We start from the raw sequence: 25,442 nt of genomic DNA, 5'->3' as shown, positions 1-25,442 counted from the left end.
ATAGTGTTCACGAGGTGGGTCAGAATTAGATGCAAATCAAACGTAAAAGTGGGTCAACTCTGCCTGCAAATCAACAGACTGCATCCGTCAAGTGCAATTCGGGCCCTTTGTCTCTAAGCTACGGGACAGATTCCCCGATCTGCTCGTGAGTCCTAAGATTGTTCGCAGCGGGTTTTCCCTCGAACGCTGGGAATCCCTAATCGACCGGCAGGAACTCAATGAATGGTTCTCCCCGGCCGGCGTAACCGTGGCCCAAACAGGCGATTCATTCAGGGTGGTCACCTTCATTAACCTAAGCAGCGTGCGAGGGGAGAAGACAGATCAGCTACGAGAAATCGCAGCGCGCGCAAAGTCCTCGAGTGGTCGAAATGGAAACGTGAGCCACGAACAGGCTTTCATAAGGCTGCGTGTCCAAAATGGTTTGACTCTCACACGGGCCGTCGATGAGGCGTTATCCGAGATGTTGAAGCTCGACCAGAGGTTGGCAACAGTTCACTAAGGGCGCGCCCGCGCGGTGGGTGCCGAAGAACCCAGCGACCGCGCGGCTGCGGATAATGGCGAGCAAGAGCGTGCTTGCAGAATGGTCCCGCACGGAATTGTCTTTAGGCAGCAGTTGCTCCGGTCGTCGCTACTCCACATCGAGGGGCCCGGTAGACGCGCGTGATACGCACTCTATGCAGGCTATTCACTGCCGCCTGTGGCCATGCGCCAGGCGGCGTGCAGACGAGCTGCGGAATCGTCCAGGAAGTAGCCCATGCGCTCCTGAACGTCTTCCCTCGGCAGCCCGCGGGCGAACAGATCGGCTGCGAAGCTGTTGCGCAGCAGCTGCGGCGTGATCCTACCGTCGCCGGGGTCGGCCAGGCGCACGAAGCCTTCAAAGAATCCTTCGACCAGGTATTCGACAGAGCGCACGGACAGCTGGCCGCCGGCGGTGCCGCGAGGGAAAAGCGGGAATCCGTCAGCGCTCGCGCCGGGAGCGGTCGCACGCAGCATGATCATCCACCTGGTCAAAGCTTGGGACGCGTACACCGGAAGACGCAACCGCCGCTCACGGCTGGTAGGTGTACCGCGCACGAGCAGCATCAGCTCCGGGGCCCGGTCCGAACCGTCGCAATAAGCTTCGTTAACAGACGGTTCGCGATCCGCCACATGTGCCTCAACAAAGGACGATTCTTCGTTGAACTCGACTTCCGGCAGACGCCGCTGAATGTCATTCGATGCGCGGCCCGCACCGGCCTCCTGAACACCTGAGCAATACACTTCGTTAACGGCCAGTTCGCGAAGCTCGGACGGCTTCAGCCCCCCTGCGAGAAGAACTGCGCATGCCGCTCTGTTTCTGCTGAAAACCCAGGCGCGCGGAGCGCGCCCACTGGACACCGCGGGGTTCGCTGACGGCCGCTTTACCTGAGGAGGCTGAGCGGACCCGATCCATGCGATCGCGCTCCTGTGGTCGGACTCGTCCAAAAAATCCGTATCGTCATTTCGCTCTGCCAGGCGCCAGCTGTGGCGCCTGGCCACCGCGGCAGACGCTGCGGGGTTCGTTGCGGCGGCCTGGGTGTTGGTGATGGCGTTGAAGGCGCGTTCGATCAAGCGATGAATCCGTTCGCGCTGTTCCAACTTGAGACCGGTACCTTCAAGGTATGTTCGGATCAGGGTCGAATCGACCCGGTCGAATCCAACCCCGTGCGAATCCAGATAGTGGACGAATCCGGCCCATTGGGACCGATACACAACCCTGGACGAATCCGCCAAACGGCGCGTATCCATCCAGACTTCGAATGCATCCTTGGGCGAATCCGTCCAGGCGGAGAGCGACCCATGTAGGAGGTCACCGGTCAGGCTGGGCAGGGAGTCCCTCGATCGTTCCGGGTGGGTCATGCGCGCGAAAGCTCCGTGGCTGTTAACGAACCTTAATTAATTCTAGTTGTCAGGCGCCCTCTCCCGCAAGCCTAGTAAACCGTGCATTCGCGACGGGCTGTTAACGAAGGATAGCGCGTTCAGCTGCGCCGCACGCTTCGGTCTCGCGCAGTTAACTTGCGACGAGTTCGAAGCGCCCCTATCCTAGGTTTCATTCTTCAAGGCCTGGCGACTGGAAGGCTGTGAGGGACATTGCCGGCCGCGTTCAGACCCTGGCTCGCTTACGGGGCGCATGGCTCACTCTCCCTCCGCTTGATTTTGCTTCGAACCCTGGCCAAGTCAAACTGACGACTACTTCGCCGAGGACAAGACTCCATGCGAATGCGCTCGCACCCTCCCCCTTCCCTGGTAGGGCACGCCATCTTGGCGCGCGACATCGCGGAGCACATGTCTGCAAACCTAATCACCCCAAGGTTGTCAGCGTCTGCATGCCTGGAGCTTATCGCCGTGGCCCGCAGTTTTCGTAACTACGCGGATTACTCAAGTGCAGTCAAAAACAACGGAGAACACGCCGATTTCGGCACAGCGCAATGCTGGCTGATCGATGCCGCACTTATGGCACGGCGTATCGCTGCTTTCAGGCTCGAGCCTGAGATGGATATTGCTGGCCTAGTCTCTGCCCTGCAGCTCGCTGTCGGTGACCTAGCTCCAGATCCCGACCGACCGCTTTACGTCGCTACGTCGCCTCAGACCTTCTTCGGGGTCGCACTCGAGAGCATCGTCGAACCTGCCATTACCGCCGCCTTGAATCCGAGATCACGATCCCGCGGCAGCCCAGTACCGCTAGTCAGAACGTCACCCGAACTCCACGTTCGATACGGCAGCTTATCCCTATCGAAGGTGGGGCCGGAACCGTCGGCAGTGGGAGGGTGGCTGCGAGCATCTTTCTTTGGCTCGGCGGACGATCTGAACGCGCAGTCCGGCTTAAGTGGCGAGCACGGGTTCATTGCCCGTGTTCAATTGCGCCGCATTGGCAGGCAAATCTACACGGCCTGCCAATCAGAGATCCTGGTGCTTGATGCTGTCCCAGGTCACAAATTTCGTGCGGACCGGGGCTCCGATCCAGAGGGCCTTGCATCACTCATAACGTCATCGTGCCCCCCACCCTAGAATTGTTCCGACCAGGCCCACAACCTGCGGCGAGCGAGCCACCTACGGGTCGTGGCTTCACGCTTCGGCGTGTGCGGTCATACGGCGCGATAAATAAAAAAATTGCGCTCGCTTGGTTTGTGGGGTCGCGGCGCTGGTACGTAGTTGCGGCCAGACGCACACCAGCCGACGTGATGATCCGTCAACTGATTGGGGAAACCATAGAATGCTCGATCCTTTTAACGTCTGTTCTGACGATGTATTGCTCGCGTTGACCACTATCCGCGATACAAATGAGGCGCACACCCTCTTGTTGCAGGCTGGGGAACGGTACAGAGTGGGGGGCATTGCTGCCAAGGATGGCGAACCGCCCACGGCTCGCATGTACGACATGACAGGCCAGCGCGTCGCTGATCTGCGGCTTGGTGCGGTTGCAGACCATCTGTTGAACGTCACGGTGGAGGGGGAAGACGCCGGCCGCGCTGCGTGGCAGAGCAGGTCGGCCATCGCCTATATCGATGAGTCTGGCCCGAGCAAAGCTGGCTTCGTCCGGAAGTTGACGGAAGATCGAGATGATCAGTTTGGCGTGCTGTGCGCCGTGGTCCTGCCGGCCGAATTGAAAGACCAAGTGGAAATTTCCTTCCGGCCGGCTTTTGAAAATTTTATTGCCGAGGCACCTCAGGGGGAGAAGTGGCACATCACGGACGCTTTCAAGACTGGCTATGCGGCCTGGGGAGAAGCCGCAAAATCTGCACGTGAGGAGGCGTGGCGCATTATCAGCCACTTCAACCTGAGCGTGGTGTATGACGCCCGGCGCGCGGCGCTATCGCGCGGCAACTTTGAGGCGTTGCAGTCCGCTCTCAAGCCGTTGGCTGCAGCCCGGCGCAGCGACGTTGACATTCCCGAGCTTAGGCGTCCAAGTGACGAAACGATGGAGGACCACCTTTTTAGCGGGCTGCTTCTGAAACTGGACTGCTGGGCAACAGATCACCGTCGTGAGCGCGTAGATTTGGTTTTCGATGAGATGGACAAGAAACTGGAACGCACCGTCAACGAGGTCAAGGCCGATCTTCAAGAAATCGAGCACTCATCCCATGTCGTGAAGGGTTTTAACAAGGCTACCCGAGAGCACGTCAAGGACATTATAGAAATTTCCGCTAGATCGTCGAACGGCAGTCTCCCCTTTTCGATTCAGCGAATTGGTTCTGTTAGCGTGCTCGGCAAGGCGCAACCCCTGGTGTTGCTGGCAGATTTCGTCGCGAACGCACTCGCCCACCACCTGGGACAATTGCCGGTAGATGCCCCACTAAATGCACCGGCAAGTATTGCAGGTTGGGCGTTGGAAAGGCATGTCTACGGTGTCCGTGAAGATGCCCTAGAAGATTTATGGTAGGAACGGCCGTACCCTGCATCGAGTACGCCCGCCTGACCACGTCCGCAGTGCTCGGGCTGAAAAAAGTGATCGGCTCGTATTTCCGTGTGGATGGCAATGCTGCGATAGCGCGGCGCCTCCGCGCAGCGCAATTGATGGGCGGGTCCAACGCAGCAGCTCGGTCCAACTGATGAGGTAAAGGCGTCGCGCGCCAGCACATGCCGCAGGTACGCCTTGAGTTTATGCCGTTCAGCTTGCAGGTGCCGAGAACCATGGAAGGCGTAGAGGCCTCACACTGCTGCGCTGCGCGCTCCCAGAAGCTTCGCAGTGTTACTGCTCGGCCCGCACTCTTGCGCGTTTGAAGTGCCCATCAAGGAGCGTTGCGGAAAGAGGTCCTAGCGCGGCCGCGATCGCCTCAATCTGCGCTTCGGCAACGTCCACATCAAACCCGAGGCTTCCTCTTTCTTGCACGCCTATGCCTAGCACGATGGTCCCACCGGCCATCGGCAGGGGCAGGATGCCAGTGGGAGAGCATGCATACTCTACAGCAGGGCTGGATGCGGCTTCGCGTTGATCGGATGCCACCTTGGCAGGTTGGGATGGGACCGTGGGTCGGCCCGTTGCCACCTCCGCAGGTTTAGATGGGACCGCAGGGCGATCGGTTGCCTTCTCGTCTTGCTTAGCGCTCCGTCCGATATGTCGCGGGAGCTTTTCAAATATTTCCAGAAGGGCCTCTTCCTCGGTCTTCGGAAGGCCAGGGACGCACCGGGACGCCTTGTCGTCAAGGGGTACTCCGGCAACCGCCGTTGACGCTACGCCAAGACTTGCAAGTGTCGGAATGCCTTCTACTTCGCCAATTTGGTGTAGCGTTACACCTATTGCCACGGTTATACCCAGTTCCGTTGTGGTGAGCGCGATGCTATTGGGTGCACTGACATACACCGGCACCAGAACGAAATGATCGGGCGATATGCTGCTACCGTTGCCACCCGTTGGGCGCACGACCTTCATCACTATGACCAAATCACCTTTGCCTGGAAGAAGGTCCGTCTTCGTCTGCTCAACTTGATCGGCCCGATTCTTGGCTAGGGGATCTTGGGCTTTACGTACATACACAACGCATTTCGCGGTTTGAAACTGCTCAGGCGACATTACGATCTGTGCGTCTGAATCCTTTTTGGTGTCCTCGCTCCTTTTTTTGAGCATCACCTGCTGATACTTCTGCCAATAACTTATCGCAGCAGAAACAATGGCAATGATGATGGTTCCCCCAACAGGCCCCACCACCAGAGCATCTCTGTCAGGAGGCGATCCACATAGATCTTCTCGGCTGAACACGCTGAAAAGAGCCTCGGCATTTTCACGTTTGACCCTTTCAGTCCTGGTGTCTGGCGCGGATCGTGGCGCGGACAGCGCCGCCTCGGCCCCTAAGGAGCGCCAACCACTCAACTCACTCGACGGGGAAGTGGTCTTCAAAGTCCCGCAACCCGCGAGCGCAATGCACACTACACACGCAATTGATCGTCTCAACATTTGAGTCTCCGAAGCGCATATGAGTGAGAACGACTGCACAGGAGGGGGGATCGGCTCGCCTTCTGCGAAAGAGAACGTGCGTCAGACTAGCAGTTCAAGACCTCACGCCGACATACCTAAGAATGATGATTTCAAAACCACCGCAACTCGGTTTAGGCGCGACTCATTCAAACGAGAAATCCAGGCCAAGCTCTTGCAGCAGCGCCCGCAGCTCGTCAGCCTGACCGACGGTGAGCGGACCAATCTCCACCCTCCACTGCACGCTCCCACCCACACTGGTGCGTCGCACAATCGCGATGAGGTCATTAGGGGCGCCCTTAGCAAGAAGAGCCTTGGCCAACCGTTCTGCGGCCTGGCCGCCCCCATAAGCTGCGGAGGCAAGCCAACTTTCCGCCGGGGCTGGCAGCTCGCCGCCCTCGGAATCCCCCGTCCCCGAATCGGCGTCGAGTGGTCGCAGCTCGTTCGGCTGCATCGGGGGCAACGGTCCATCAATTAGGCCCGCGTTCGGGTCGAGGTGCCGGACTTGGTCATCGGACGGACCCAGAGAATCTGGATCTGCTGTCCGTAGGTCGCGGGGGCGCTCGATGGCCAGGGAATACACGAACAGCGCCGCGGCGCCGGCGCCGGCCGTCGCAATCGACAAAGCCAGGATCCAGGCTAGAGCCCTCATGGCAAATGCAGCAAAGGCAGTTCAACTCCGGCCAGCTTCAAGATGGCCAGAATCGCACCGGTCACCGCCAGCGCTGGACCAAATGCCATGACACCACGTCGACGCATGACCAGCTGCGCGACCACCTGCAGTACGCACGAGCCCAATATGACGGCAGGCAACTCGCCCACGCCGAGCCATGCCGACAGGCCCGCGATCATCTTGTGATCTCCGTGGCCGATGGCTGTCATACGCCGGCAGCCGCAGTAGCCCGCAGCAACCAGCCACACCGCCCCGTAGCCCACTACGACGCCTATCACGGCGGTTTCGATGGAGCCACCCCAAGGCACGACGCCCGCCCATTGAGCGATCAGCCCTCCCCATACAAGTGAACCGGTGATTTCGTCGGGCAGGACCCTGGCATGGGCGTCGACGAGCGCGCCCGCTGCCAACAATGTCAGAAAGAAGGCGAGAGCCACAGCGTTCGTCGGCGGTATTGGGGCAATCGAACACGCAATCCAAATGGCCAGCATGCTCGCGCGCGGCGCCAGGCCTCCAGCCACCGGGCGAACGCCGCCGGCGAAGAGCACCAGCAACGTAGCGCCCGGATAGCACTCCGCATCGAAGATCCGCTCGATGCGTTGGCGCAGGCGCACAACGGCTTCCCCGGCCGCAAGACCTACGACGGCCATTGCGGCCAAAGTAATCGGCGTGGTCATCTGGAACCGTCCTAGTGAATCGTGGCGCCACGCGCGCGCAAGGTGCCGGCGTCGCCCAGGTCCACACTGCCCTCGATTTGCACCGTGTTCGGCGAAGAAGCATCCGCAAGCCTGCGGCCCTGTTGCTGGAACGTTTCCTTGACTCGATCGTTCATCCGGCCCGCCACGTCTGCAGAAAGCAGCCCCTGAATCATGCCGACATTGCGAATGGCATCCAGGCGAACGTAGGCAGTTATCAGCCCGAGTCCGCAATCGCTCACCTGCAGGTCCTGCACCCCCTTCATCCAGAGGCAAATCAGGCTTATGGCCTCGGGCCTCCAGTCCACCTCTTCGTGGAATGTGCGCGTGAAATGGCAGAAAGCTTTCCCATACGGAAGCAGGCTCTCGCTCAGCGTCGTCAGTGACGCGGGCGCCTTGCGGCCGGCGCCACGGTCGCAGCTGGTGTTGGACTGGTGATCTGCATGACTGGCTGACATTCGAAGTGCTCCAAGCGATAGGGAAAGGTTCAGCGCGGCTTCACAGCGTCGAATGCCGAGGCCGTGACGGTGAAAAGGTCGTAGATGTCGCGAGGGGCCGGGGGCGCATCGAGCCATCGCTTGAGAAACGCGGCCCGCGAGGCGGGCTCATAGTGGTCGTTCTCCGTGGTAATCGGAGTCAACGACTCTTGCAGCTTCAAGATTGCTTTCGCGGCGTCGGGGTTGCCACTGGCCAGCGCATAGCCCATTGCGAACATGTCAGCGAAGGCCTCTTCTTCACGACCGCTCATCGGTCCGATACGGCCGAGATAGCGCTGGTGGGCCAGGAAACAATGGCCCGACTCGTGCATCACCGCGTAGGCGAGCCAGTCGGCACGGCTTTGAAACAGGGAGCTGCTCAATGTGCCGGCGCGGCTCCCGTTGAACAGAATGAAGCAGAACGGCATGCGCACCTTGTTCACTTCCACCTGCGGATAGAACTGCATTGCCATGAAGTAGTTGGAGAAATTGGACAGCGGTCGGCCCGTGCTGGTGCTCAGCGCCCGCCCGAGCAACGGATGCTCGATGTCGAAAACCTGCGCTTGCAGAGGCGCGCGTTCTTTCAGGGCGTAGCTGGCCAGCGCGCCGCGCAACAGATCCTGTGCTTCTCGCACGAAATCCTGTCGCTCGGCAGCCCCCATTGACGACCCAAAACGGGTCACTTCCCGCAGGCGGCCGTCGGTCGACTGTTGCCGCGCGATGGGCTTTGGAGCGGGTTCCGCATTGGATGGCGACAGGATTTCCAGTTCGACCGTCTGGGCTCGCAGGGGCCCCGATTGCAGCGCCCCCAGCATAGTCAGGGCCCCCAGCGCCACCTTCACCCGTGTGCGCCAGCGTGACCAGGCGCAATGGCGAGACAGAAAATTTTGCCCCAGGCTCACAAAGAACTCCTAAAGTTTGCGATTTGTTAGTATGAATCATTATACTGATTCATATCGTAGGCCAAAATTATTCACCCCTTTTTTGGAGAACAACAATGTCCATGGCCATCAGTAGCGTGTGGCACTTCAACCAGGAAGATCTGGTGGTCCATTGGGTCGGAGGACGCGTCGTGGCAGTGAAAGCAATGAGTGCGAAGAGCCCGATGCGCCGTGCCCCGTCCGCGGCATCCGACTCCACGCCGCGGTCGCAGCCCGCTCGCAAAACCGCTGTCGCGCTGTACGACCAGCGCATCGCCGCCTAAGCGCCCCCCATTTTCTGAATCGACGAAATCCCGGACCCATGTTCAAGAATCTGACTCTTTATCGCCTACTCCCCGAATGGACCATCACGGCTGAGCAGCTGCAGGAACGCCTCAGCCAAAACGGCCTACCGGAAGCGGGCTTGGAAATGCAACAGTTCGGCTGGGTCCCTCCCCGGAAGGGCGGACAACTGTGCGTGGCCAGCGGCGGCGACCAGCTCCTCTTCGCGCTGCGCGCACAAAAGCGGCTGCTTCCGTCCACTGTGGTGAAGCAGGTCGCGGCCGACCGCATCGACGAGGTCACCGAGCAGCAGGGCTATCGCCCCGGGAAAAAGCAACGCAAGGAAATCACGGAGCGCGTGCACGACGAGCTCCTTCCGAAAGCCTTCCTCGTCCACCGCGATACTCAGGTGTGGATCGACCTCAAGAACCGCTGGATGGCCATCGACACGGCAACATCCTCCAAGGCTGACGAAGTGGTCGGCTTTCTGTCCAAGTGCGTCGACCCCTTCCCCATCCAGAATCTGTACGTCGCCCAGTCGCCGGCGGCAGCGATGACTGGCTGGCTTGCGGACGACGAAGCGCCTCCCAACTTCACCATCGACCAAGACACAGAGCTGCGGTCCTCTGGCGAGAGCGGTGCGGCCATCCGCTACGTGAAACACTCAATCGATGCCGACGACGCCCGCCGGCACATCCAGGCCGGCAAGCAGTGCACGCGCCTGGCCATGACCTGGGCCGACCGCATTTCCTTCGTCTTGACTGAAAACTTTGTGTTGAAGTCAATCAGGCCCCTCGACGTCCTGCGGGAGAACCAGGAGCAGGCGGAGAACGAGGAGGAGCGCTTCCTTTCGGACTTCACGCTCATGAGCGGAGAGTTCAACCGCCTGCTGACCGAGCTGGTCGCCGCTCATGGCGGCGCCCGCGACTGAATATCATCCTTTGCGGAGACTGATCATGCTTAGCGTTGATACAAGGACCTGCAGCGACCCGTCTGACTGCGGCCTGTTGCCGGATGACCCAACCCTTGGCTACCTTGCTCCCGACGTAGCCAAGGAGGCAATCTTCGAGCGCCTGTCGAGCGGAGCTGCAGCACGGCAGAAGCTCGAAGGTGTCCTGGGTAAATCTCTCTCGGTCGCGTTCTATTTCTTCCGCGGCGAACTGGTCGGTGACCCGAACAATGGGCCCGTCCCTATGAAGCTCACTGGCTGCGAGTTCCGGCCCGCAACGTCGGGCCCCAGGAAGGGACGCTGGGTAGTTCCTTTACCGGGTACTGAGCGCTCTATCGTTGTAACCCGAGAAGACATCAGCGCGTTTGAAGCTGCCCAATCATTGCCTTGCGCGACTGAACGGCCGTGACCAGGCGCCACCGCGTAAATCACGCGTCAGCGCTCGCGCTGGCGCAGTTCTATGTGATAGACGCCATTAATGGCGATGTCTGGTATCGCGTATTGGCCGGCGACCAATGGGCGGGGGTCGAAGCCCAAGCCGTCGCCAAAATTTCTCTGCCTCACCTCGTCGGTCACGAGATCGTCCTACGCGCCGCTGATGGCTCGATGCGCACGTTCTTACCCTCCATGGTTCAGCGCTGCGGTGGCACGTTGAACAGCACCTCAGATGCGGACCTCGAGATACTCGAGGAAAGCCATCAATAGGCGCAACCTCAGCGCACGACATTGCTTGGCTCCGGTGACTGGAATGCATCCGCACTCGGCCGCGTCAAAGTTTTCGCGCGGATGCCCGCTCCGATAGTCTGGTTCATACCAACTCATCACTTTGGAGATCTGCCGTGCCCCCGCTTTCCCAGTCCCCCACCCAACACTTCGCACGCCCCAAGTCTACGGAATCTTTTGAGGGCATGCGCATGAAATGCATGGCAGCTGCCGGTCGCACCGTTGGTCTCTTCGACGGCTCAAACATCACCGTCCAGGTTCCTCTACCTCCCTCTCGCGACTCGCGGAGCACACGCCGGGCCCGTGGGAACTTTCAGCCGGCTCGCTCGCGACGCGATGTGCCCCACTCGGATTCCCGCAATCTCGCGCTCGATCTCGGTGATGAACTGATCATTGACAACTTTGCAGGGGGCGGCGGTACGAGCGAGGGCCTCGAACAGGCATTCGGACGGCCGGTAGACATTGCGGTGAACCACGACCCTGAAGCTCTCGCCATGCACGCCATCAACCACCCGCACACTCTCCACCTGTGCGAGTCTGTATGGACCGTCGATCCGATCAAAGTGACCGGAAACAGGCCCGTGGGCTTGGTGTGGTTGAGCCCTGACTGCAAGCATTTCAGCAAAGCAAAGGGCGGCACTCCGGTTGAGAAGCATATTCGCGGCCTCGCGTGGGTGGCGATGCGGTGGGCAGCTAAGTGCAAGCCGCGACTTTTGGCGATCGAGAACGTCGAAGAATTTCGGACGTGGGGGCCTCTCGTCGTGAAAGCCGACGGCAAGTGGTATCCGGATCCGAAGAAGAAGGGCAAGACCTTCGAGAGCTTTGTCCGGCAGCTGCGCGAACACGGCTACAAGGTGGAATGGCGTGAATTGCGTGCCAGCGATCTGGACACGCCAACTATTCGGAAACGCTTCTTCCTAGTGGCTCGCCGCGACGGGCGCCCGATTGTCTGGCCCGAAGCCACTCATGGCGCGCCGGATTCGCTCGCGGTCAAGCAAGGGCATTTGCAGCCCTGGCGAACCGCAGCAGAGTGCATCGACTTCACCATCGCTGCGACGTCCATTTTCCAGCGCGAGCGCCCCCTTGTCGTGAACACGCTGCGTCGTGTCGCAAAGGGAACGTGGCGTCATGTTCTGGCCAACGCCAATCCGTTCATCGTGCCGCAAGCCGTCGGTGACAGGGGCGGCGACGAGCTGGCTATGACGCCGTTCATTGCTGGCCAAGGCGGGCCAGAGTACGCCGGCAAACCGGTGAGCACCACTCAGCCGCTGGGGACCTTGACCACGGAGAACCATCGCGCCCTCGTAGCGCCGATGATTGCGCCCTTACGAGGCACCCAGGAAAGCCACCTGCAGGGTGACAGCGCCATCGCGCCTGTCTCCACCATCTCGGCTGGGGGGACTCACCATGCGTTGAGCAGCGCCCACCTAATCACGATTGGATATGGGGAGCGCCCTGGCCAAGACGCTCGCGCTCAGGACGTGCAAGCGCCGCTTGGCACGGTGGTTGCAGCCAAAAAGCACGCAATGGTTGCAGCTCACCTGACCCACCTCACTCACCACGGAGATCGGCCCGGCGCATCCCCCGACTCCCCCCTCGCCACGATTACTGGAGCCAACCGAGGGGAGCAGGTCATGGTCGCCGCATGTCTGGAACAAGCCAACGGCGGCTTCTACGAAGGCAATGGCCGCGCAATGGATGCGCCTACCTCCACGCTGATGGGCACCGGCTCACAACAGCGATTGGTGGCGGCACACCTCATCAAGTATTACGGTGAGGGTGGTCAGTGGGCAGCAGCAAACGACCCAATGCACACGCTGACGACGAAAGATCGGGTTGGCGTTGTTGAAACGGTCCAAGTCCGTCAGGATGCGGTTCCGCCCCACATGCTGGCAAAGGCCAAAGCCTGCGCGCGCTTTTTTCACAAGTATCTGCCTGAACACTTCCCCGTAAAGGCCGACCTCATCATCGTCGGCGGCTGGGTGCTCGTCGACATCACCCTGCGCATGCTGGTGCCGCGCGAGCTGTATCGTGCGCAGGGCTTTCCCAGCTCCTATGTGATCAACGAAATTCCGGATCCGAAGCTGCTATTCGTTGATGGGCACCAGGTGGAGGGCGATCCGCGCCTCATTCCGAGAATCCCTCTCAGCAAGACGGCTCAGGTACGTATGTGCGGCAACAGCGTCTGCCCGCCCGTAGCCAAGGCTCTCATCCTGGCCAACTTCTCCCACGAACGACACATCGCGGAACGCCTGGCGGCATGACGGTCGACCGGCGGATACTGCTGCATATCCGCCGGCGCACGGCGTGCGGGTAAAAAGTTTTGGCGGCGCAAGGCTGATCCGTAGACTGGCTTCACACAGCAGCCGTCACGGCGACTCAGCCGCGCACAAGCCACATGGAGAAATTGATGAAGACCTATATCGTTCAGTACCGCGTCAACGGCGGACGCCTTGAAACTTTCGATCCGGTCGATGCGAGGAGCCCCGCCGGGGCAATCGCAATTGCCGCTCGAAGCCTCACTCACATCGAAGGAACCCTCGACATCATTGCCACTGCCCAATAAGTCCGCAGGCACGCCCGCCCCCCTCAACGGGAGCGGGACCCATTGCTCCCCCCTGACAATTTGGCCGGCCCCTAGATGAACACGACGCAAAATCAGGTTTCGAGGCTCGCCTCAGACGCGGGCATTTCCGAGTTGGAAGCAGTCTCGCGTCTCCTGCACAAGGCGCAAGACGATTACGATGAGCTGTCGTTGATTGCCCTCTCGGCGCTCAAGACGGAAATGGTGGGGCTTTGTTCCCCCCTGACGCCGGCCGAGATTGCCCTGATTGACGAGCTGACCGGCGACGCGCACCTGCCTGCCTTTGCTCGAGTCGAGGGTAACGCCCCCCAAATGACGCCATGAACAAGGTTCCCCTGCATCTCAAGGGTCTTCTCGCAGGCGGCGAATACACCACCTGCGGCGTCGCCTTCGACGCCTTCAACACCGGCGACGCAGATGAACCCATCCTCATTGCTATCCCCGGCCAGGTGGCGACATGCGTGGAGTGCCGCCGAGTCGTTGACTTCTATAAGGCCATCAGAGGCTACCGCGAACCTTAGCTCGCACAATCACCGTCCACGGCCTGGATTCTGGGCCGTGTGAAAAGTTTTGGACGTGATGATGCGATCCGTAGACTGGTTTCACGAACAGTCCAATCGCCTAGGAGTAAGATATGCAAGCCAACCAGACCCATACTAATGCATCGGCACGCGCCCGAAGCCACGTCCATCCCACTTCCCATGCGACCGGCCCCGTCGGGCCAGTTCAAAGCACCAACCCGCCGGGCGGACCGCTCGTCGAGCACGAGTACTTGTTTGATGTGCGTCTCTTCGCGTCAATTCGCGTGCGGGCGGCGTCCCAAAAGGAAGCTCTCAAGATGCTTTCCGAATCGCTGCACTGTGAAACCGTCTCGCTTGGTGAGTGGTCGGACGGTTCGCAGATTTTGGCTGAAGTAAGTGCCGATGACGATGCCGATCTCATTGAGGTTGATGGAGTCGATGTGACATAGCGGCAGCGTGAATGACCGGCCGCCACACGGCGGCAACTGCCGTCCGGTGCGGAGCGCGCTTAATTCGTTGTACTCCGCCGCGGCCACGGAACACCACACGTTTGCATAACGCCGGGCCGCTGGGGCAGCGCGTTGCAGAAGGGAAGCTTTGGCAGTGTTCGCCTCATCCGTAGACTGGAGCCAGATACCAAACAGTTTCGGGCTACCGGGCAAGAGCCAAACAGGCAAAGGAAACGGAAACCATGTCATCGCGATACAGCCACGCATACTCACTCGCCTTCGAGATCTCATCCGGTGATTCCGACGGAGAAGGCGTCTCGGGAAGCCAACTGCGACAAGCGATCATCAGCCGGCTGAGCAAACTGTCCGACGCCGAGCTTGCAGAAGCCTGCGGTGCCCCATTCGACACCCACGAAGTGGAGTAAAGCCGGCCGCCAGCGCCGCAGGCCTTTTACGAAGGCGGCGCACCCTTTCATCTCGTTCGTCCCTCCCGGCAGCTGCCGTCCAGCCCGTTGAGCCGAAAGTTTTGGGATGCATGGCCAGGTGCGTATTGTGGTTCTCAGATCACGCAACGTACTTGGAGCAACTGCATGACAGCCCCACTTCCTCTTCCGCCGCTGACGCCGAAGGATGTATCTTTCGCAGCGCTGGCCGCCGGCCGCACTGTGCCGGAAGACAAGTCCCACTTGGTCTTTGCCAACTGCATCGTAAAGCAGCTCTACAAATTGGGTTACCCGGTTTCGGCCGCCGGCGGCATCGAGCAGCCCAAGGTCCCTCGCGAGTCCGCCTCCACTGACGACCGCGCTGCGAGCCTTCCCCTCCCGGATTGCGCCCCTGCCGATCCTCAGCCCCCCCGCCCGCCGCAACGAGTTGGCTTAGACGTAGAGGCCTTGGGCGAAGTATGGCGCGCCTGCTTGGAGGCAGTGGCGCAGCGAATCGTCGAGATGGACCCGGCAAGAGCCATAGTCCTGAGCAGCTCGACCTCTTTCAGCACGTGCTCGCCGCCTACGAGGCTGCAGGAGACCCGATGACCGAGAAAGGATATCTGGGAAATGATCCGGAATTACTCTCGGCGCTTGAAAGCGCCAATATTCATGAGACGACGCTTTTCCTCTTGGAGAGCACGCGAGGAGAGACACGCATAGCGGGGGGAATGGCCAAGTTAGTACTCGGACATCAACAGTCGTTACAGAACATCATTGGCAAGTCGACCGGAGACGTGGCATTCCGGGCGATGAAGGGCTATGTAGTCGAACAGAACTTGCGGATTTGGATGCACGACGATGGTTACTGCATGATCGGCGTCCGGCCGGGTGCCTCTCGTTGCCACGAATTAGCGGGCACTAATGGCGCGGCTACGCTGCGTCCCAGATTTTCACATCGATCCCCGGACGTATGTATTAAATGTGATTGTTATGCGGTCACGTCGCGAAACGTTCCGTTTTGGCGTAATCGCTTGCAAGAAAACAAAACTATTCTAAATGACGCCCGGCGAGCTAACCGATACGAAGAATACGCTGTTTGTCGTGAGCGAATTCGGCAATCGGAGGGAATTCTTAAGAAATTCGGTGATGATGATGCCGAAAACTAATTCATCTCGCGGAGACTCGATTGAGCTGGAGCTATTGGCTGCATTGGATCGTTTGAAAGCGGGCGTCCCAAAGAACAGGAAGCTATTGATTCTTGCTAAACAGAATGCACTTAAAGTCAACGTCACCACGGTTGCGCAGGAGGCGGGAAGATCCAGAACATTGATCGGTCATTCCAATTGCCCTTATCCACACGTTCGGAACCGTATCTTGGCAATGAGGAGGGGACAAGGTGAGCCGACACGTTTGCAAGATGTATTGGCGAACAAGCGGCAGGAGACCGTACGGCTAAAGCGTGACGTGCAGAATTTAGCAAGTCATTGCGCAGTCTTAATCGTACGAGCAGCGCAATTGCAGGAAAAAAGCGAACAGTTAGGACGCCAGGTTAACAGACTTCTGAAGTCACGATAGCGCCTGTTAAGCCATCAAACCCAAACGGATCAGTAGAAATGAAGTCACCGAGTTGACCTGTGCACTGAGGCGGTGTTCTTGTCCTGAAGTGAAAATTCCATGAACGCGAGCTGCGCGCCCCGATTTGATTGAAATTGAGCTCCGCTGTGCGGAGCCTCGTCTCTCGGTTAGACTTCGAACCAGGCCATGCTGTTCTTAACCCAGCGACTCATGTTCCTAAAATAACTGGACACGCTGGAACGTCACCCGGGTCACTCAGCCACCAGCAGCCTAGCATTGGTGGTCGGAGATCGCTTCCCGTGCTGATGCGTCTCGGGACGTGCCGTTCATACCCATTCTGTTAAACATCCAACGACCAGGATAGATATGCCGGGCCGTCTGCGCAGCGCAGTCCGTTTGGCACATTTCATATTCTGTTCAAACCATCTGAAGGCGAGCGCGGGTTGATCGACCCCGGGCATACCGGTTGTCGCATTTCGATTTATCAGAGGCGGGCCCCGTGTTAAATTCGGCCGACTACCGCGGAAACCAGTCCCAATCCCGCTACTAACCCGAGAAATTACTCGCGCAGAAAGCTCTAATGACGACTCAGGCCAACAAGCGCGAAGCGCGCTACATCCCTCATCCTAAGAACGAGCACGACTTCGAGATTATGTGCCTGGATATCTATGAGGAGGTCTATCATAGCTCCCGGCTCTTTGGCCGGCGTGGGCAGTGGCAGCAAGGGCTTGATATTCTTCTGAACGACTATCGAGCCATCCCAATCAACAAGCGGGGCGGACGAGTCTTTGTCCAATGCAAATTTACGCTGACCTGCCCGCGTCTCAGTAAAATCAAGGCCGATGTGCTGGCGGCAGCGGAAAAGATTAAGGGCGCCGATCACTACGCGGGCGTCTATCTATTCATCGTCGCGACAAACGCAGAAAACGATTCGCATCTTCACGACGCTCTGCAAGAGTTTCAGCATCAAGCAGAGCTCCCTTTTGAAGTAGAAGTCCATAATTGGGACAAACTTTGCAACTTCATTCGCGCAAGCGAAAAACTCTGGTCGCTGTACAACCATCAGCCAGGCGAAGGAGTGGAACCCGGAGCACGATCCTCGGTGGAGATGCTGACGAATGGATTACTTAAACGCATTCGCGCGGGGGATCTAAAGGGGGCACACCGATTTGAGCAGGAAATGCGGGGCCTGCGGCGAGGATCTGGGTATGAGCCTGTTTCGACCTCCTTAGCCAACGACATATGGAAAGATAGCTTTCAGTTACGTTCAGCACTGTTGAATCTATATAACCAAGCCGCGGACTCCCGCAGTGCGCTCCCCCTGTTACTGTATGAGTACAGCATCAGCCGATTATCGAATGTCGACAGCCTTTTGGGTTACGTTAGGGCGAATCGTATTGTTGGGAATTTGCGTTCATCAGAAACGCAGTTTGTGACTGTCCTTGACAGCCCACGATTTGTGACATCGCTTGAAGATATGGCGCCTCAAATCTTCGCGATGCAGGGTTCCACAGACAAGCTTGCTTGTCTTGCGCTGATACTAATCATGGAGTCGAACGATCACGACGTCCAGGATGGTGCTCTTAATATGGTGGGCAAACTACGGAAACGCGACGCGGGCGCAGCATGGGAAGTCGCCACGCACGTAGCCTATGCGGTGGTTCGCTATTTTTACGTCAGGCGACGAGGGTGGGCGCCTGCGGCACGCTACTACACGTTAGGAGACGGATTGCCGGGCACTCTACGCGGCCTTGACTTTAGCAGTAGTCTTCTCAACTCTCCTTTCGAGAGCTACGGCCCCGAACCTACAAAGATTGCTGGACGAGACCCGTTTTCAAGCGTTGGAAGTGTCTTATTTGGTGGCACTTTCAGCTGGTTATTCGGCACTCAGTCTCGAGATTCTTATTTTCCCGAGCTTGAGGCTGAGTGCCGCATTTATTGTTGCGAGGACTATTCTTCGACTCCTGCGACTTGGAAAGAGGAGACCGAACAGTTGGGTCGGCGAAGGGCAGTTGATTTTCCGACACTAGCCAGGATCGCTGCTCAGGGCGATCAACGACGCCTGCTCTCCGAATACGACCCCATTATTACAGAACGGACGTTCGAACGGTTAATTGGTTGCCGTGCCTATCTGCGTGCCTACGTGCACCGGTCAAGTGATTCAGCTGGTGCCAACGCTTGGTTCGACTCGATTGAACAGGTGTTGGCCGCGTGTAGGTATGCTTCGGGTCGCAACGAGTCTGCCGAAGGCAAAATTTCTGTTCTGGCAGTTTATGATCGACCGCCTCCTCGCCTGATTGACCACGTTCCCGAAAGCGGTTCGTTCCGCAATCGAGGGCCCTTTACGTTAACGCGGGAAAGGATGGAGCAACGTCGCGAACGCGCACTTGTTATGGCGCGCAGCGCTCAATGGCGAGAAGAACTTGAACTTCGCTACACAAATCGACGCGATGATTTTTCGCTTAGCTGCTTACTAGCTCTTGATCAGCATGTTTCGATGTTGACCTTCTATGGCAAGGATCACGTATTCGCGGGCCAAATGGGAATTGCCGCCCAGTATCCTTTCATTCACGGATGAGTGCATGCTTTTTCGCTTGACTGTTTTCTATGTGGACAATTTTTCACTTGACGCCGACCCGGCCACCGGCCTTGGGATTTCAAAAATCATCTGGCAGGCGGTTTGACCAAGCTGTCGCAACGACCTGTTGAATCCACAGTCGAAACCTGCCATCGGCTTCCGGTTTTCCGCAGGAAGCGGCTGCTGGCCCCGATCTTCGTAGCCGACGGCTCCGTCGAGTCAAAAGCTGTTGGACGGGACCTCTAGGATATCGCCCGGTGCAGCAGATTTGTGCTGCGCCCATGTAACCCCCGCATCTTATGAGCACTACTCCGTGCGCGGCGGGCATGGTCGTTGCAGACGGGCGCGAACAGGAACAATTCATACGGTATGCAGCCTTACGACCGCTCCAATATCGTCAGAGTGCAGAATAGGCCTCACTATGCGCCTGTTTCCACAAGGGAAGAATGTGCAGTGGAGATGAAAAGATGACCGATGCCGAATTAACACAGGCCGGAGCAACATACACAATTCTAGTAGTGGACGACAACGACACGGCCCGATGGCTCCTAGGAGAAATGCTTGCCGCTGAAGGCTACGTCGTTCTTGAAGCGAATTGTGCCGATGAGGCGATCGCGATTCTAGAGAGGAGTCCGGAAGTCCGTGCGGTGGTGACGGACATCGAAATGCCCGGCTTGATAGACGGGCTCGAGTTGGCGCGACGGATAGTGGCGGGGCTGCCGGGAGTGGCCGTACTACTGACGTCCGGACGGCATCAGCCCGCGCTAGATGGGCTGCCACATGCGACAAGGTTCATGCCCAAACCGTACGGCTACGGCGAGCTTCTTGCGCATCTGGAAATTTTAATACCCAGAAGTTAGGCACGTATACGCGGTGATTGCACCGAGCGGGGGCGTGGCACTCATCAGCTTATACGCATGAAAAATATAGAGTGAAGGATGTGCCCTTCTGTGGAGTGCTGGCCACGTCGATGTAGCCGCCAGATTGGTTCACGAAACCGAAAACTTGGCTAAGTCCCAGGCCCGTCCCCTTCGCCGCCGGCTTCGTAGTGAAAAAAGGTTCAAAGATATGATCCAACACCGATGGTGGTATGCCCTCTCCATCGTCAGCGACGATGATAGCCACACAAGGATTGGCTATCACCCCGCCTCGGCCATCAGGATGGGAGGTCCTGCGCTCGACGGCGATGGTCAAAGTTCCGCCCTCAGGCATGGCGTCACGGGCATTAATCACCAGATTTAGCAGCGCGTTCTCCAGCTGGCTCATATCCGTACACACCACGCATGGGTCGTCGGTAGCTTCGTATTGCAACTGAACTGTTGATCCCAGTGTGGATTCAAAGAGCTGCTTCATTCCGTCAATGCAGGAGCGAACGTCGAAATCGCACGGTTCAAGAGGCCGGCGTCGGGCGTAGGTCAGCATCTGTCTTGTGAGTTGGGACGCGTGCGTCGCGGTTTCTGCAATCGTTTTTACGTAGCGATCCCGCTTGTCAGTTGCCAGCCGTGGATTCTGTAGCAATTCTGCCGCACCACTGATGATGGTCAGAAAGTTGTTGAAATCGTGAGCCAACCCGCCGGTCAGGCGGCCCAAAACTTCCATCTTTTGCGCCCGATACAAGGCATGCTGTGCGGCGTGCAGCTCATCTTGAGCGCGTCGCTTATCGGTGATGTCCCGCGTGATCTTTGCAAAGCCGATTAGTTGGCCTGCGTCATTGAGAATGGGATCTATGACAACGCTGGCCCAGAAACGCGTGCCGTCCTTTCGTACTCGCCACCCCTCGGCTTCAAAACGACCCGCACTGGCGGCGATCGCCAAAGCGCGCTCCGGGACGCCTGCGATGCGATCTTCCTCGGTGTAAAAGCGAGAGAAGTATTGACCTACGATCTCCGAAGCACCGTAGCCTTTAAAGCGTTGCGCGCCGGAATTCCAACTGGCCACGAGGCCGTCTGGATCGAGTAGGAAGATCGCGTAGTCCAGCACCGCCTCAACCAGAAGTTTGTAGCGGTGCGCCTCGTCCAACTCAGCCAGACTTCTGGGAAGCCGGACCCTATCTCGATTCGGAGGCTCAACGGCATTCATGGGGCGCTCCTCTTTGCCATATCGGAGCGTCCAATTACTCAACTTCCACCGTGTTTGTGCAAAGGGTCGCAGTTGCGAGTTGATCAAGCAGTTGGAGCTTGAACAGCTAGCTCCGCCCGCCTATTGACGGCGCAGGACCGGTGAGGCGTAGGAATGAGACAGGCGAAAGGGGCTCCCTATCCACGCGATCGAACACCCGTACAGCAGCTACAGCGAAGGGCATTCAAAGACGCGGACCCATAGTCGGAAACTGCCCGAGCAGCCGGGAGAACTGCGCCTCTCCATCCTTCACGAAAGGGGCGACGGGAGGTCTGCTGGAGAGAACCCCGCAATGGACCGGTTCGAGCACCCAGAGCTCCTTTGCTGGCTTGAGGGGACTTTGGGCGTTCTCGTAGCCGCAGGATGTAATCCTAGCGCTTAGTTGCGCATGAAAATACAATCTCTTGGCCGGCGGGATCCACAAATTTGCTCGCCAAATTCTTGGGCGGGGTCACGCGATCAATGCATTGGCGTTCGGCCGCCGCCCGGGCCGTTTGCTCCGTCGGATACCCACCAGTACTACGCCAGACCCCGGTCGAGCTCTGCGCAAAAACCTGGTATCGCTGTTGCAACTCGCGCTGCGACTTCTCGCGCGTCAAGCGCTCTGCTTTAGCAGCACGAATCCGTTCCATGACTGCAATGCAATCAACACGGACGCTTTCACCCGAACTGGATTCAATCACCCTTCCTATTGCGTCGGGCCACGTCTTGCATTTGGTTTCGAAATTTGAAATTGCAGCTTCGCGCGTTTTGTAGTTTGGCGCGAAGGGCCCTGCTCTGCTTTTTTCGATCTCAATTCGGTACTGCGCCGACGCTGGCGCACCAAGCGTGAAACAGACGACACCTAGCAAAATTCCGATGCGCATTTGCGCCACCCCTTATCCTTTCCGATTGAATGTTCAATCTAGCCACGTGAGATAGGAGCGTCCATCCGTCATCTGGCGGAATCCCTCGCCAAGCTGCGTCCGCTGTTCGGCCTCCCGCTTAGCTCAAGCGCGAAACGCAAACTCGGCACCACTCTTCCTCAGCGCCACTGCGCCTGTTCGAGCCCGGCTATTCCTCTTCGCGTCGGTCCACGGCTTGATGGGATGCGTTTGCGACACGATCGACCGGCATACTGCTGAGAAGGTCGGCGGATGCAATGGATCTGGGCCAAAAGATGTTCAGCAGATGGACAATGGTGTATGTATTATGGCGGTAATTCCCGACCGGTTTTAGTCTCAACTTTCGCGCAGCCCGTGCCGGCGGATTGCTTCGCGATTCGCCCAGGTTCAATCCTGGGTTTTTTTTGACATCAGCGACCGACATGCTGATCGATCGAAACTGCGCAGATACGCTTTCTCGCCCGTGAGATTTCGCCGGCGGACCTGCACCATGACTGTCTAGGGAAGCAAGAGTTTGCCGCTACGACACAAAGCCGGCTCCAGAATGCAGTCGAGGCCGAGTTTCGCGGCTTCAATCTTTGAAGAGGGACAACGGTTCGTAGCTTCGAGAACGCCGAGGACAGGCGCGACGCGCCGGGTCGGGGACCAAGTTGGGTACCTGACAGAACGGGGGCGTGCCATAACTCCTATGTGTGAAGCCCAAAGTGCCGCTCCGTTCCCACCGAGGGGGCGCGACCTGTCGGTGGCGTTCATGAAGCCGCTGATCAAACAGCCTCTGAGCGCTCACCTTAGCCATTACCTGAATCTCTCACAGGCGGCGGAGCCCCCCGGAGGCCGTCACCTGCCAGCGCAACGCCAAGAGCTGCCGCAATACAGTGCTAGCCGATGACGGACATTGCAGGCGGAAGAGTCCCCGCTTGAGGACTGGTATCTTCATGCGGCACCGTTGTTGGGCCCCAAGATAGTGAGAGCGTGGAGGAGTACGATACGGGACCGCATTTGGCAACGTCGCGCCGCGCCGCCTCATTGAGCATGAGTGCGACCGGATCAATTACTACAATCGGCAGAAGGGACACCCCGCAATGCGCATTCTTATCGTGGACGACAACACTTTAGGGGCCGAACTAACAGCGGAGTGCTTGATGCTGGACTTCGACGTGCACGTCGAAGTCGCATCTGACGGTGCGACTGCGCTCTCCATAGGAGGCAAGTTCAGCCCCGAAGTCGTACTCTTGGACGTCCATCTTCCAGATGTGTCGGGTTTAGACTTGGCGCCCCGGATCAAAGCCATGTGCCCAACCGCGCGTATCGTCATATTCAGCGGCAGTGCCCGAGAACCCGCTGACCGTATTCTTCCGCCCGGCGTTGATGATTGGCTTGCAAAGCCTGCAAATTTGGAGAAGCTCGGGGCATGCATTTTTCGCACCGGCGCGAAAAAGGGGTTAACTGACTAGGTCCGATGATCGACCGGCGAAGATTTCCCGACCAACTCACAGCCTGAACGACCTCGTGCAATGTGTGCGATAGATGCGTTGTATCGTTGGACGACGTCGTGGCTCAAGATCCTTACCGCTTGAGCATCACAATGCGGTGCTACGTAGTGACAATAGCAGTCAGGCGCGTTTTGGCAACTACGAGCGACCTGACGATGATCATCCGAAAACCTGTTCACCGTGCGCAAGCCCTAACGCGTCGTCGTGGACAGTGTTGACCTGTGCAGTCTCGCATTTTACAAAGAAGCAACGCAATAGGTGTGGTGGGCAAGATCCAACCGCTTGGGGAGCTTTTTGATGGTGAAGTTAAGTTGGTGGCCAGCGGCAGCAAAGATGTTGCTGGGCTTGGCGACCGCGGATCAGCGCCGGTTGGTTGAATCCGTTGGAGAGTTCCGTCGGCGCTTCGACCACGAGGCCGAAGCGTTCGCTAGCGGAGAGCAGCATTGCATTTCCGCCAGCGGCTATGACCTCTGTCTCCGCGTTTCCCGCGCAGGCGTGGAGGTAGAAGAGGTCAGACTGAGCGAGGAGCAGCCATGAATGAGATTGGCCCCAAAATACTGGAATTCAACGGGGTCCCCGCGTTCGTCGTGCTGCGCTACGACGAGTACCAGCGGCTGCTAGCGATGGCGTCTGGATCGTCGCCTCAGTCGGCCGATCCCGCAAACTTTCTTACGAACAGCCAAACCGTTGAAGTTGATGATTTGGTGACTCCTTCCACAGATCGGGCGGAGCTGCCAGAATCAGAGGCGCCTTCATGTTCCCCGCTTTCGGATGACGGCCTAATTCCGCATGAGGTTGTAGTCGCTGCCGTTCATAATCATTGGTCACTGGTGCGCGCCTGGCGTGAGTACCTTGGTTTGAACCAGCAAATCATGGCAGTACGTCTAGGAGTAAGCACGTCAGAATACGAGGCGATGGAATCGGAGTTCGCCCGATTGACGCTTCCGAACAAGGTACGGCTGGCAGAAGGCCTGGGCCTCAGCTTACAGCAGCTCGTCACTCGAGGGCGCCAGCGGCGACGCAGAGATACCGAATAGATATCCGTCGTCGCATTGCTAAGACGGAGGCCGACTGTGGGCTACTGCAACGCCGATAGAGCCATCTGGCAAGCGATATCGACCGCCAGCGAGCCACACCACAAGTTCGCCTGAAGGTAAGGTGCAGACGTGTTGCCTGACGGAAGCTCCATTTGACGCGCGCGTAGTAAACAACCTGCGCTCGATGCGGCAGATAGACCGGTCCGGGAATTTGATAATCACATCGGACAACCTGGTGCTACGAGTCATGTGTGCTCCTCCTCGTTTGCCTCCACGCACGGAAAACAGGGCATGAATAATTGACAAGTCGTATGCCGGCAAGGACAAGCTATTGTTGACGTAGCAGCAGACGAACGGAATCCTTCATTCGGATTACGGGCAGACCAACGCGTAGCCACACAGCCGGCCCAAAGGCAGCCCCGCATCTCAACGCTCGTGCGTGGGTGGGTGGCCAGCCGTTTATAATCTGGGTGCAAGGAGCATCTCGTAAACGCAGTCCAACGACCGCCGGGCGGCGCGTAGCGCGCTAATCACGCGGGAAAGCAACGAGCCACTCTCGCGCGGGGAACTGGACGGTGCCACCTTTGAGTCAAGCATCGGACCGCATCGGCATTCAGAATTTGCAGGTAGCATCCACTGTGAGACGTTGCTTTTTAGCCTTCTGTTTGTCCTCCCAGGCTGACGCACGGTGCACGCTGGCAAAGGCCTCACCGAATACGCGTTCTGTGTAGCAACGGCGTTGAGGGCACCTTCAGTTCGATAGGTTGCAGGCCTATAACTTTCAGCCACCGCTCCTCAAGGCAATTGCGAGCGTCCGCTCGAAGCCGTAGACGTATGGAAAGGTAGACTGCCTCGAGCCGAACGTCCCAATGCGGGATTGGTCTGGTCTTAACTGGACGTGTATCGCGCGTCCCACCTTCCACCAGCCATCCAGCGCAGAACCGTTCGTCCTTGCCGGGTAGCTTCATTCACTACTTCGCACCACGTTTCACCCACTGGTTGCGGCGGGCTAGGGGCGAGCTAAGCCGAAATACTCCAAACGCCGGCGATTGCAGATCGAGAAATCGGCGGGCACTGTGGAGATCGAATCGACCCCAACACTACCGATCGTTGCGGCCGCTATGACCCGCG

23 protein-coding genes are annotated in these 25,442 nt (G+C 58.4%); 14 read left to right on the top strand and 9 right to left on the bottom strand.

Annotated features, from left to right (window positions below):
* Window positions 1-681: 681 nt before the first annotated feature.
* A complete protein-coding gene (locus tag KVT32_RS21840) occupies window positions 682-1,878 on the bottom strand; it encodes a site-specific integrase (protein ID WP_152385597.1) in 1,197 nt (398 codons plus the stop codon).
* Between the two features lie 1,354 nt (window positions 1,879-3,232).
* Here KVT32_RS21840 and KVT32_RS21835 point away from each other — a divergent pair.
* Window positions 3,233-4,399 (top strand): hypothetical protein, encoded by a 1,167-nt coding sequence (locus KVT32_RS21835; protein WP_152385596.1) that lies wholly within the window; start codon window positions 3,233-3,235, stop codon window positions 4,397-4,399.
* A 309-nt stretch (window positions 4,400-4,708) separates the two neighbouring features.
* Here KVT32_RS21835 and KVT32_RS21830 read toward each other — a convergent pair whose 3' ends face one another.
* From KVT32_RS21830 to KVT32_RS21810, 5 genes are all read right to left on the bottom strand, one after another.
* The gene (locus KVT32_RS21830) at window positions 4,709-5,854 is read right to left on the bottom strand and encodes a hypothetical protein (protein WP_152385595.1); all 1,146 of its coding nucleotides are present in this window, start codon (window positions 5,852-5,854) and stop codon (window positions 4,709-4,711) included.
* A gap of 220 nt (window positions 5,855-6,074) precedes the next feature.
* Window positions 6,075-6,554 carry an SPOR domain-containing protein gene (locus KVT32_RS21825; protein ID WP_227741404.1) on the bottom strand — a complete coding sequence of 160 codons (480 nt, stop codon included), beginning with the start codon at window positions 6,552-6,554 and terminating at the stop codon, window positions 6,075-6,077.
* Between the two features lie 23 nt (window positions 6,555-6,577).
* Window positions 6,578-7,279, bottom strand: coding sequence for an A24 family peptidase (locus KVT32_RS21820; protein WP_152385593.1), 702 nt, complete (start codon window positions 7,277-7,279; stop codon window positions 6,578-6,580).
* Window positions 7,280-7,290: 11 nt separating this feature from the next.
* Window positions 7,291-7,755, bottom strand: a complete 465-nt coding sequence (locus tag KVT32_RS21815) for a hypothetical protein (protein WP_152385592.1) — start codon at window positions 7,753-7,755, stop codon at window positions 7,291-7,293.
* A 29-nt stretch (window positions 7,756-7,784) separates the two neighbouring features.
* On the bottom strand, window positions 7,785-8,675 hold the full coding sequence (locus KVT32_RS21810) for a hypothetical protein (protein ID WP_227741403.1): 891 nt from the start codon (window positions 8,673-8,675) through the stop codon (window positions 7,785-7,787).
* Window positions 8,676-8,776: 101 nt separating this feature from the next.
* Between KVT32_RS21810 and KVT32_RS21805 the strand changes: the two genes are divergently transcribed.
* From KVT32_RS21805 to KVT32_RS21755, 11 genes are all read left to right on the top strand, one after another.
* Window positions 8,777-8,977, top strand: coding sequence for a hypothetical protein (locus KVT32_RS21805; protein WP_227741402.1), 201 nt, complete (start codon window positions 8,777-8,779; stop codon window positions 8,975-8,977).
* A 38-nt stretch (window positions 8,978-9,015) separates the two neighbouring features.
* Window positions 9,016-9,906 (top strand): recombination-associated protein RdgC, encoded by an 891-nt coding sequence (locus tag KVT32_RS21800; RefSeq protein ID WP_152385590.1) that lies wholly within the window; start codon window positions 9,016-9,018, stop codon window positions 9,904-9,906.
* Window positions 9,907-10,329: 423 nt separating this feature from the next.
* Window positions 10,330-10,629, top strand: coding sequence for a hypothetical protein (locus KVT32_RS21795; RefSeq protein ID WP_217618841.1), 300 nt, complete (start codon window positions 10,330-10,332; stop codon window positions 10,627-10,629).
* Between the two features lie 209 nt (window positions 10,630-10,838).
* Window positions 10,839-12,911, top strand: a complete 2,073-nt coding sequence (locus KVT32_RS21790) for a DNA cytosine methyltransferase (RefSeq protein WP_152385588.1) — start codon at window positions 10,839-10,841, stop codon at window positions 12,909-12,911.
* 146 nt (window positions 12,912-13,057) lie between these two features.
* Entirely contained in the window at window positions 13,058-13,213 is a 156-nt protein-coding gene (locus KVT32_RS21785) for a hypothetical protein (RefSeq protein WP_193725383.1), read from the top strand.
* A 75-nt stretch (window positions 13,214-13,288) separates the two neighbouring features.
* Window positions 13,289-13,555 carry a hypothetical protein gene (locus KVT32_RS21780; RefSeq protein ID WP_152385587.1) on the top strand — a complete coding sequence of 89 codons (267 nt, stop codon included), beginning with the start codon at window positions 13,289-13,291 and terminating at the stop codon, window positions 13,553-13,555.
* The gene (locus KVT32_RS21775) at window positions 13,552-13,752 is read left to right on the top strand and encodes a hypothetical protein (RefSeq protein ID WP_152385586.1); all 201 of its coding nucleotides are present in this window, start codon (window positions 13,552-13,554) and stop codon (window positions 13,750-13,752) included. The genes KVT32_RS21780 and KVT32_RS21775 overlap by 4 nt, the downstream gene beginning before the upstream one ends.
* Window positions 13,753-13,865: 113 nt before the next feature.
* Window positions 13,866-14,201, top strand: a complete 336-nt coding sequence (locus tag KVT32_RS21770) for a hypothetical protein (protein ID WP_054458113.1) — start codon at window positions 13,866-13,868, stop codon at window positions 14,199-14,201.
* A gap of 901 nt (window positions 14,202-15,102) precedes the next feature.
* Window positions 15,103-15,792 (top strand): hypothetical protein, encoded by a 690-nt coding sequence (locus KVT32_RS21765; protein ID WP_152385584.1) that lies wholly within the window; start codon window positions 15,103-15,105, stop codon window positions 15,790-15,792.
* Between the two features lie 989 nt (window positions 15,793-16,781).
* Window positions 16,782-18,779, top strand: coding sequence for a hypothetical protein (locus KVT32_RS21760; RefSeq protein WP_152385583.1), 1,998 nt, complete (start codon window positions 16,782-16,784; stop codon window positions 18,777-18,779).
* Between the two features lie 467 nt (window positions 18,780-19,246).
* Entirely contained in the window at window positions 19,247-19,639 is a 393-nt protein-coding gene (locus KVT32_RS21755) for a response regulator (protein WP_152385582.1), read from the top strand.
* Window positions 19,640-19,688: 49 nt separating this feature from the next.
* Here KVT32_RS21755 and KVT32_RS21750 read toward each other — a convergent pair whose 3' ends face one another.
* Window positions 19,689-20,858 (bottom strand): nitrogen regulation protein NR(II), encoded by a 1,170-nt coding sequence (locus tag KVT32_RS21750; RefSeq protein ID WP_217618840.1) that lies wholly within the window; start codon window positions 20,856-20,858, stop codon window positions 19,689-19,691.
* Window positions 20,859-21,268: 410 nt separating this feature from the next.
* Window positions 21,269-21,763 (bottom strand): hypothetical protein, encoded by a 495-nt coding sequence (locus KVT32_RS21745; RefSeq protein WP_217618839.1) that lies wholly within the window; start codon window positions 21,761-21,763, stop codon window positions 21,269-21,271.
* A gap of 1,100 nt (window positions 21,764-22,863) precedes the next feature.
* Between KVT32_RS21745 and KVT32_RS21740 the strand changes: the two genes are divergently transcribed.
* The gene (locus tag KVT32_RS21740; RefSeq protein ID WP_152385779.1) at window positions 22,864-23,235 is read left to right on the top strand and encodes a response regulator; all 372 of its coding nucleotides are present in this window, start codon (window positions 22,864-22,866) and stop codon (window positions 23,233-23,235) included.
* A 345-nt stretch (window positions 23,236-23,580) separates the two neighbouring features.
* On the opposite strand, the gene KVT32_RS21735 is transcribed toward KVT32_RS21740, so the two are convergent.
* Window positions 23,581-23,718, bottom strand: coding sequence for a hypothetical protein (locus tag KVT32_RS21735; protein ID WP_193725400.1), 138 nt, complete (start codon window positions 23,716-23,718; stop codon window positions 23,581-23,583).
* Window positions 23,719-23,807: 89 nt separating this feature from the next.
* Between KVT32_RS21735 and KVT32_RS21730 the strand changes: the two genes are divergently transcribed.
* A complete protein-coding gene (locus KVT32_RS21730; RefSeq protein ID WP_152385778.1) occupies window positions 23,808-24,311 on the top strand; it encodes a helix-turn-helix domain-containing protein in 504 nt (167 codons plus the stop codon).
* Window positions 24,312-25,442: the final 1,131 nt, after the last annotated feature.

The sequence above is a fragment of the Achromobacter sp. GbtcB20 genome (assembly GCF_019091095.1).
GTDB classification, from domain to species: domain Bacteria; phylum Pseudomonadota; class Gammaproteobacteria; order Burkholderiales; family Burkholderiaceae_B; genus Achromobacter; species Achromobacter mucicolens.
The sequence above is the reverse complement of the archived record's forward strand: the minus strand, read 5'-3'. Positions and strand labels throughout refer to the sequence as shown.

Coding starts and splice junctions, on each gene's coding strand:
- KVT32_RS21840 (WP_152385597.1), bottom strand. CDS start 1,878: ATGACCCACCCGGAACGATCGAGGGACTCCCTGCCCAGCCTGACCGGT.
- KVT32_RS21835 (WP_152385596.1), top strand. CDS start 3,233: ATGCTCGATCCTTTTAACGTCTGTTCTGACGATGTATTGCTCGCGTTG.
- KVT32_RS21820 (WP_152385593.1), bottom strand. CDS start 7,279: ATGACCACGCCGATTACTTTGGCCGCAATGGCCGTCGTAGGTCTTGCG.
- KVT32_RS21815 (WP_152385592.1), bottom strand. CDS start 7,755: ATGTCAGCCAGTCATGCAGATCACCAGTCCAACACCAGCTGCGACCGT.
- KVT32_RS21805 (WP_227741402.1), top strand. CDS start 8,777: ATGGCCATCAGTAGCGTGTGGCACTTCAACCAGGAAGATCTGGTGGTC.
- KVT32_RS21800 (WP_152385590.1), top strand. CDS start 9,016: ATGTTCAAGAATCTGACTCTTTATCGCCTACTCCCCGAATGGACCATC.
- KVT32_RS21790 (WP_152385588.1), top strand. CDS start 10,839: ATGAAATGCATGGCAGCTGCCGGTCGCACCGTTGGTCTCTTCGACGGC.
- KVT32_RS21785 (WP_193725383.1), top strand. CDS start 13,058: ATGAAGACCTATATCGTTCAGTACCGCGTCAACGGCGGACGCCTTGAA.
- KVT32_RS21780 (WP_152385587.1), top strand. CDS start 13,289: ATGAACACGACGCAAAATCAGGTTTCGAGGCTCGCCTCAGACGCGGGC.
- KVT32_RS21775 (WP_152385586.1), top strand. CDS start 13,552: ATGAACAAGGTTCCCCTGCATCTCAAGGGTCTTCTCGCAGGCGGCGAA.
- KVT32_RS21770 (WP_054458113.1), top strand. CDS start 13,866: ATGCAAGCCAACCAGACCCATACTAATGCATCGGCACGCGCCCGAAGC.
- KVT32_RS21765 (WP_152385584.1), top strand. CDS start 15,103: ATGGCGCGCCTGCTTGGAGGCAGTGGCGCAGCGAATCGTCGAGATGGA.
- KVT32_RS21760 (WP_152385583.1), top strand. CDS start 16,782: ATGACGACTCAGGCCAACAAGCGCGAAGCGCGCTACATCCCTCATCCT.
- KVT32_RS21755 (WP_152385582.1), top strand. CDS start 19,247: ATGACCGATGCCGAATTAACACAGGCCGGAGCAACATACACAATTCTA.
- KVT32_RS21750 (WP_217618840.1), bottom strand. CDS start 20,858: ATGAATGCCGTTGAGCCTCCGAATCGAGATAGGGTCCGGCTTCCCAGA.
- KVT32_RS21745 (WP_217618839.1), bottom strand. CDS start 21,763: ATGCGCATCGGAATTTTGCTAGGTGTCGTCTGTTTCACGCTTGGTGCG.
- KVT32_RS21740 (WP_152385779.1), top strand. CDS start 22,864: ATGCGCATTCTTATCGTGGACGACAACACTTTAGGGGCCGAACTAACA.
- KVT32_RS21735 (WP_193725400.1), bottom strand. CDS start 23,718: ATGCTGCTCTCCGCTAGCGAACGCTTCGGCCTCGTGGTCGAAGCGCCG.
- KVT32_RS21730 (WP_152385778.1), top strand. CDS start 23,808: ATGAATGAGATTGGCCCCAAAATACTGGAATTCAACGGGGTCCCCGCG.